Origin of the sequence: Nocardioides sp. SR21 (assembly GCF_022761125.1) — a bacterium.
Classification (GTDB): Bacteria; Actinomycetota; Actinomycetes; order Propionibacteriales; family Nocardioidaceae; genus Nocardioides.
The window spans coordinates 55,727-63,127 of record NZ_JAKWJR010000016.1; the positions used below are offsets into that span (position 1 = coordinate 55,727).

At 70.7% G+C, this 7,401-nt stretch carries 4 protein-coding genes; 2 read left to right on the forward strand and 2 right to left on the reverse strand.

The genetic code is table 11. From position 1 onward, the window contains the following. Position 1: 1 nt before the first annotated feature. Both MJ604_RS22820 and MJ604_RS22825 read right to left on the reverse strand, forming a co-directional pair. On the reverse strand, positions 2–3,220 hold the full coding sequence (locus MJ604_RS22820) for a response regulator (RefSeq protein ID WP_243061022.1): 3,219 nt from the start codon (positions 3,218–3,220) through the stop codon (positions 2–4). Between the two features lie 35 nt (positions 3,221–3,255). Next, entirely contained in the window at positions 3,256–4,605 is a 1,350-nt protein-coding gene (locus tag MJ604_RS22825; protein WP_243061023.1) for a serine/threonine-protein kinase, read from the reverse strand. 88 nt (positions 4,606–4,693) lie between these two features. Here MJ604_RS22825 and tyrS point away from each other — a divergent pair, with 88 nt between their 5' ends. Both tyrS and MJ604_RS22835 read left to right on the forward strand, forming a co-directional pair. Continuing rightward, positions 4,694–5,965, forward strand: coding sequence for a tyrosine--tRNA ligase (gene tyrS / locus MJ604_RS22830; RefSeq protein ID WP_243061024.1), 1,272 nt, complete (start codon positions 4,694–4,696; stop codon positions 5,963–5,965). Positions 5,966–5,970: 5 nt separating this feature from the next. Then, positions 5,971–7,029, forward strand: coding sequence for an alpha-hydroxy-acid oxidizing protein (locus MJ604_RS22835; RefSeq protein ID WP_243061025.1), 1,059 nt, complete (start codon positions 5,971–5,973; stop codon positions 7,027–7,029). The last annotated feature ends 372 nt before the right edge of the window (positions 7,030–7,401 follow it).

The window sequence follows — 7,401 nt, forward strand, 5'->3', positions numbered from 1 at the left end:
CTCAGGCCTGGGAACCCGAGGAGTACGTCTCCTGGTACGCGCGCAGCGACTCGCGACCGAGCTCCAGCTCGGCCTCGAGCTGGGCCAGCAGCTCGGCCGTGCCGTCGGTCGTGCCGGTGTCGGCGATCAGCTCGATCTCCTGGGCGGTCCGCCCGGCACCCTGGACGCCGAGGTTGAGCGCTCCGCCGGCGAGCTTGTGGACGACCTGCTTGAGCGTCTCGGCGTCCCCGGCGTCGGCCGCGGCGCGGATCGACTCGAGCGTCCCCGGGGTGTTGGCGAGGAAGTTGCCGATCGCCCGGTCCAGGTACGTGGTGTTGCCCGGGTCGAGGTCGCGCAGCTCGTCGAGCCGCTCCAGCGCCAGCCGGGCCAGTCGCTCGTCGCCGCTGTTGGGGGTGTCCACAGTCATCACGCTACGGGTTCCTTCGGTGGTTTCGTCGCCGATCCAGTGCGAGACCATCGCGGCCAGCGCACTGGGGTTGACCGGTTTGGTCAGGAAGTCGTCCATGCCCGCTGCCAGGCAGCGGTCCCGCTCTCCTTCGACGGCAGCCGCGGTCATCGCGATCACCGGGAGTCGTTCGCCTCCGCACTCGCGCGCCCGGATCGCCCGGGTGGTGGCGTACCCGTCCAGCCGCGGCATCTGCACGTCCATCAGCACGACGTCGAAGGTCTCGGTCTCGAGGAGCACGAGCGCGTCCTCGCCGTCGTCGGCGGTGGTCGCGTCGTACCCGAGCGCCTCGAGGAGCCCGACCGCGACCAGCTGGTTGACCGGGTTGTCCTCGACCACCAGCACCCGGCCGGCCGCAGCGGTCTCGGCCGCCGCCGGCTGCTCGGCCGCCCGCGGCTCGACACCGGCGACGTGACGCAGCAGCACGCTGCGCAGGTCGCCCGACAGCACGGGCTTGGTCAGGCACTCCGCGATGCCCGCGTCGTGCAGCACCTCGGCCTCGGGCACGGTCGCCGAGGTCAGCATCAGCATCGTCAGGCCGTCGTACGTCGCTCGTGCGTGCACGGCGCGCGCGAGGTCGAGGCCGTCGCGCTCGGGCATCGACATGTCGAGCAGCACGGCCTCGAACGGGTCGCCGATGCCCATCGCGCCGAGCAGGGCGAGCTCCGCCTCGTCGGCGCTGACGACGGCGTCCGAGCGGACGCCCCACCAGGCGAGCTGCTCCTGGAAGATCAGCCGGTTGTGCTCGTTGTCGTCGACCACGAGGACGCGGCGGCCGGCGAGGTGCTGGCGGGCGAACTCGTCGTTGGCATCGGCCGCCGAGCCGACGGGAGCCTCGAAGAACGCGGTGAACCAGAAGATGCTGCCGCCGCCCGGGTTGGGCTCGAGACCGATCTCGCCGCCGAGCGCGTCGACGATCTCGCGGCAGATCGCGAGCCCGAGCCCCGTGCCGCCGTACTTGCGCGTGGTGGACGCGTCCGCCTGGGTGAACGCCTCGAACAGCAGGTCGACGTCGACCTCGGGCACGCCGACGCCGGTGTCGGCGACGGTCACGTGCAACCGGTGCCGGCCGTCCTCGGTGGCCTCGGTGGTGGCGCGGATGTAGACCTCGCCCTCCTGCGTGAACTTCACGGCGTTCGAGCCCAGGTTGGTGAGCACCTGCGCCAGCCGCGTGGGGTCGCCGGCCAGCATCTCCGGCACGTCGGGGTGGCAGGAGACGATCAGCTCGAGGCCCTTGGCGCGGGCCGCCTCGGCGAGCACGCTCGCGACCTGGTCGAACACCGGCCGGATCTCGAAGTCGAGCCGCTCGAGCTCGAGCTTGCCGGCCTCGATCTTCGAGAAGTCGAGGATGTCGTTGATGACGCTGAGCAGCGCCCGGCTGGCGACCTGGACGCCCGAGGCGAGGCGCAGCTGATCCGGGTCGAGGGCGCTGCGCAGCAGCAGGTCGTTGAGCCCGATCACACCGTTGAGCGGGGTCCGGATCTCGTGGCTCATCGTCGCGAGGAACTCCGACTTCTGCCGCGACGCCTCCATCGCGCCGTCGCGCGCGTCGGCGAGCTCGCGCTGCGCCTGCTCGCGCTCGGCGACCCGGCCGAGCTGGACCGCGACCTGGCGCACCATCGACTCGATCAGCTCGTAGCGGTACAGCGGGGGAGCGGACGTGATCGTGGCGACGCCGTAGATCCGGCCGGCGTACGACACCGGGAACGCGATCGTCAGCTTCTTGTCGTCCCACACCAGTTCGCCGGTGCGGTAGGCGCGCTCGGCCAGCGCGTGCTCCATCGCGGCCGGCTCGGGATCCTGGAGGTCCGACGTACGGTCCTCGTCGGAGGTGTAGAGCGCGACCAGGCCGTCCTGGGTCTCGTCCGGGACGAAGCCGCGAGCGCGTTCCCAGTCGTCGTGGACCAGGGCCAGGTCACGGGCGGAGCGGAGGACCTCGACCAGCGTGGTCGCCTCGTTCGCGGCGCTGGCGATCGCCTGCAGCAGCGCGTTCTGCCGGACCTGGTCCTCCAGGGCGAGGTCGGCGAGCTTGGTCTCGGTGATGTCCTGGTGCGTGCCGGACATGCTGACGACGGCACCGTCCAGGTCGGTCTGGCACTCGCCGCGGATCCGGGTCCACACCCAGGTGTCGCTCTGCGTCCGGATCCGGCCGGCGATCTTGAACTCGCCGGCGGTCGCGATCGCCTCGCGCACGACCGCGTCGATCGTCCCGCGGTCCTCCTCGTGCACCATCTCGAGGAAGTCGGCGTACGTCGCCGGGAACGCATCAGCACTCAGGCCGTAGAGCGCGCGCAGTCCCTTGGATCCCCACACCCGGTCCTCACGGATCTCCCACTCCCAGCTGCCCATCCGGGCGATCCGCTGCGCCTCGTCCAGGCGCCTCCGCGCGGTGGCGAGGTTGTCGAGGTTGGCGCGCCGGTCGCTGTAGTCGCTGAGCCGGTTGAGGACGCCGATGAACTCACCGTCGGGTCCGCGCAGCTCGGTCTCGCTGATCAGCACCCAGACGACCGAGCCGTCACGCCGCACGAACTGGGTCTCGACGTCGCTCTGGTTGACGCGCCCGGCGCGCAGGTCGGCGAGGTGGGCGGCGAAGTGCACCTTGCCCGCGTCGTCGAGGGAGTCGAAGACCGTGAGCTGCTTCATCTCCTCCTCGCCGGCACCGAAGAGGGCGCGCAGGGCGGGGTTGGCGTAGATCGTGCGACCGTCGTGGTCGTAGACCCACATCGCGTCCGGGGACTTCTCGACGATGTCCCGGTACAGAGCCGCCAGCTCCATGGAACAACCTCCCGAACCCAACGATAAGTGTGACGTCAGGCCTCGTCGGAGATGAGGTACGCCCCGTCGGTGCCCTCGAGCTGCAGCGTGACCTCGTCGGTCGTGGAGGTTCCGTCGTTGCGCACGTACTCCACGGTGTACGTGACTCGCCGAGACTCCGGATCGGCATTTACGGACAGAACCTGAGCGTTTTCAATGGTCTTCCAGAAGCCCTTGTAGCCGCCGTAGTTGCCGCTGGCGGCCTGGAACTCCGGCGTCAGCTCCTCGTACGCCGACTTCGTGTCCGTCGTGACCATCGTGAGGTAGTCGCGGATGAACGTCTCCATGCCTGCCGCGGTGACCTCCGGAGTCGGCTCCGGGGCGGTCGACGTCCGGCTCTGGCTCGGGGACGTCCGGGGCCTCTCGGCCTGCTGGCCGCCGTCGTCGTCACCGCGCCCGACGGAGTACGCCAGCCATCCGAGCAGCAGCACCACGACCACGGCGCCGACCACCAGGGCGACGGGGAGCGCCCGGCGTTCGCGCTCCGGCGCTGCCGGCAACGGCTCGACCGGCAGCGGAGCGATCAGCTGCGTCGGCTCCGGCTCCGCGGCGACCCGCGTGCCCGGACCGGCCGCCAGGAAGTCACGGACCTGCGCCATCGACCAGCGGCCCTCGGGCTCGCGGCACATGGTGTGGTCGAGCAGCGGCGCCAGCCAGCCGGCGTTGACCAGCCGAGGCGGCTCCTCGTGCACGATCCGGTACATCGCGCCCAGCACGTTGCCGCCCACTTCGTACGGCGGGTGCCCGGCGAGCGCGTGGTAGAGCGTGGCGCCCAGGGACCAGACGTCGCTGGCGTCGGTGGCGAACTGGCCCGACGCCACCTCCGGGGAGAGGTACGCCGGCGACCCGGTCACCAGCCCGGTCTGGGTCAGGGACGCGTCCGCCTCGGCGCGGGCGATCCCGAAGTCGGACAGCTTCACCTGCCCGTCCGGCGTGACCAGGATGTTCGACGGCTTCACGTCACGGTGCACGATCCCCGCCGCGTGCGCCGCGGTGAGCGCGTCGGCGGCCTGCAGCAGGATCGGGGCGGCCTGCGCGGGCGTCAGCACGCCCTCTTCCCGCACCAGCGCGGCCAGCGTGCTGCCCTCGACGTACTCCATGACGAGCCACTGCTGGTCGCCCTCGGTGACCAGGTCGTAGATCGCCACGACGTGCGGGTGGTTGAGCCGGGCCGCGAGGCGCGCCTCGCGCTCGGCGCGCTGGAGGTCGGGGGAGCTGGCTCCGGGGGTCATGCCGACCTGCTTGAGCGCGACCTCGCGCCCGAGCACCTCGTCGTGGCCGAGCCACACCGCACCCATCCCGCCACGCCCGATCTCCCGCCCGAGCGTGTACCTCTCTGCGATCACTCCACGTCTCTTCCCACAATCCGGCGAGCCTAGTCAGTGACGCACATGGCAGGCTTGGTCCGCACCTCCGTACCCAGAAAGGCACATCGTGACCGTCGACCCCACCCTTCTCGACGACCTCGAGTGGCGCGGCCTGATCGCGCACTCGACGGACCTCGACGCACTGCGCGAGGCGTTCGCCGGGGGGAGCGTCCGGTTCTATGTGGGCTTCGACCCGACCGCGCCCAGCCTGCACATGGGCAACCTGGTCCAGATCCTCACGGCCAAGCGGCTGCAGAACGCCGGTCACACGCCGTACGCCCTCGTCGGCGGCGCGACCGGCATGATCGGCGACCCGAAGGACTCCGGGGAGCGCAGCCTCAACACGCTCGACACCGTCAAGGACTGGGTCGAGCGGGTCCGTCGCCAGATCGAGCCGTTCCTGTCGTTCGAGGGCGAGAACGCCGCCACCATGGTCAACAACTACGACTGGACCGCCAGCCTGTCGACCATCGACTTCCTGCGCGACGTCGGCAAGCACTTCCCGGTGAACCGGATGCTCGCCCGCGACGTGGTGAAGAGCCGTCTCGAGGCCGGCATCAGCTACACCGAGTTCAGCTACGTGCTGCTGCAGTCGATGGACTTCCTCAACCTCTACCGCGACCACGGCGTGACCCTGCAGTTCGGCGGCTCCGACCAGTGGGGCAACCTCACCGGCGGCGTCGAGCTGATCCGGCGCTCCGACAGCGGCAAGGCGCACGCGTTCGCGACGCCCCTGGTCACCAAGACCGACGGCACGAAGTACGGCAAGACCGAGGGCGGCGCCCTGTGGCTCGACCCCGAGATGATGTCGCCGTACTCCTTCTTCCAGTTCTGGCTGAACGTCGAGGACGAGAAGGTCGGCGAGCTGCTCCGCATCTTCACGTTCCTGAGCCGCGCCGAGATCGAGGAGCTCGAGGCGCAGCACGCCGAGAAGCCGTTCCTCCGTGCCGGCCAGCGCGCGCTCGCCGAGCAGGTCACCACCCTCGTGCACGGGGCCGAGGAGACCGAGCGGATCAAGGAGGCGTCCGCCGCGCTGTTCGGCGGCGGCGACCTGACCGGGCTCAGCACGACCACCCTCGGCGCCGCGCTGCGTGAGGCCGGCTCCACCGTGGTGGACGGCGACGAGGAGCTGCCGAGCGTCGTCGACCTGATGGTCGCGACCGGCCTGGCCAAGAGCAAGGGCGAGGCGCGGCGCACCGTCTCCGAGGGCGGCGCCTACCTCAACAACGTGCGGGTCGAGGACCCCGAGCAGGTGCCGTCGCAGGACGACCTGATCGGCGGCAGCTGGCTGGTGCTGCGCCGCGGCAAGAAGAACTTCGCGGGCGTCGAGGTCCGCTAGCACCCATGGAGGCGGACGCGCGCTGGCTGGGCTCCCTGGAGGAGCGCGCCCGCGCCGTCCTGCCTGCACCGGTCCTCGAGTACCTCGTCCAGGGCGCCCGTGACTCGGTGACCACGGGCGAGGCGATCGCGGCGTGGGGCGACATCCGCTTCCGCCCCCGCGTCCTGCACGACGTCACCCACGTGGACCTCTCGACCGACCTGCTCGGCCGGACCGTCGAGGCCCCCTGGGGCATCGCGCCGACCACCCTCCAGCGCGCCGTCCACCCTGACGGTGAGGTGGCGATGGCGCGTGCCGCCGCGGACGCCGGCACGGTGATGGTGGTGTCGAGCAACGCGGGCACGCCGTTCGCCGAGATCGCGGAGACGGGCGCCGACTGGTGGCTGCAGATCTACCTCCCCGCGGACCGCACCCTCGCCGAGCCGCTGCTCGAGCGGGCCGTCGCGGCCGGCGCCGGGGCCGTCGTCCTCACCGTCGACACCCCGGTCGTCGGCACCAAGTACGCCACGCCCGGCACCGACGTCGTGTGGGACACCGTCGACCCGGCGCTGCTCCGGGTGAACTTCGAGCCGGGGTACGACGCCCAGCCTGGCGCCGAGAAGGCGCTCGACCTCGGTCCCCACGACATCGGCTGGCTCGCCGACCGCACCGGGCTGCCGGTCGTGGTGAAGGGAGTGCTCCGCTCGGAGGACGCACTGCGCGCCGTCCAGGCAGGTGCCTCCGCCGTCTGGGTCTCCAACCACGGCGGTCGCCAGCTCGACCGAGCGGCGAGCACCGCGTCCTGCCTGCCGTCGGTCGCCGCCGCCGTCGGCGACCGGGCGCAGGTGTACGTCGACGGGGGAGTACGCGCCGGCCTCGACGTGCTGGCCGCCCTGGCCCTCGGTGCCGACGCCGTCTTCTTCGGCCGGTCACCGCTGCTCGCGCTCGTCGACGGCACCCCAGGCGTGGCCCGTTGGCACGCCGCGCTGCGCGCTCAGAGCGTGGAAGCGCTGCGCCTGGCCGGCTGCCGGACCGCGGCCGACACGCGTGGACTCACCGCCGTGTCGCAGCCAAACCGCCTCTGACCTGCGGAAACGCTGTTGTGGCCGGGGTCACGTTTACTCGATTTGAACTCTGCGCCCGAACCCCATAATGTTCTCCGAGTCGCCAGGGAGCGGCGGGAGGCAAGACCGCGAGGTCGGGCCACCGGCCCCGGGCAGACCACCTCTCAGCACGTCATCTCCCCGATGAAAGTGTGCGCGCAACAGCGGCCACAGAAATCGGCGGGAACTTTGTCGCGCCGAGAACAGGATGAAATAGCCCGAGTTTGCACTCGGAATACGAATCCGCTAAGTTTAACCAGTCGCCGCAGAAAAGGGCCGAAAAGCCCGGATCACGGTGTGCGTCTGATTCTTGAGAACTCAACAGTGTGTCATAGTCGACGAATTAGTTTGTAA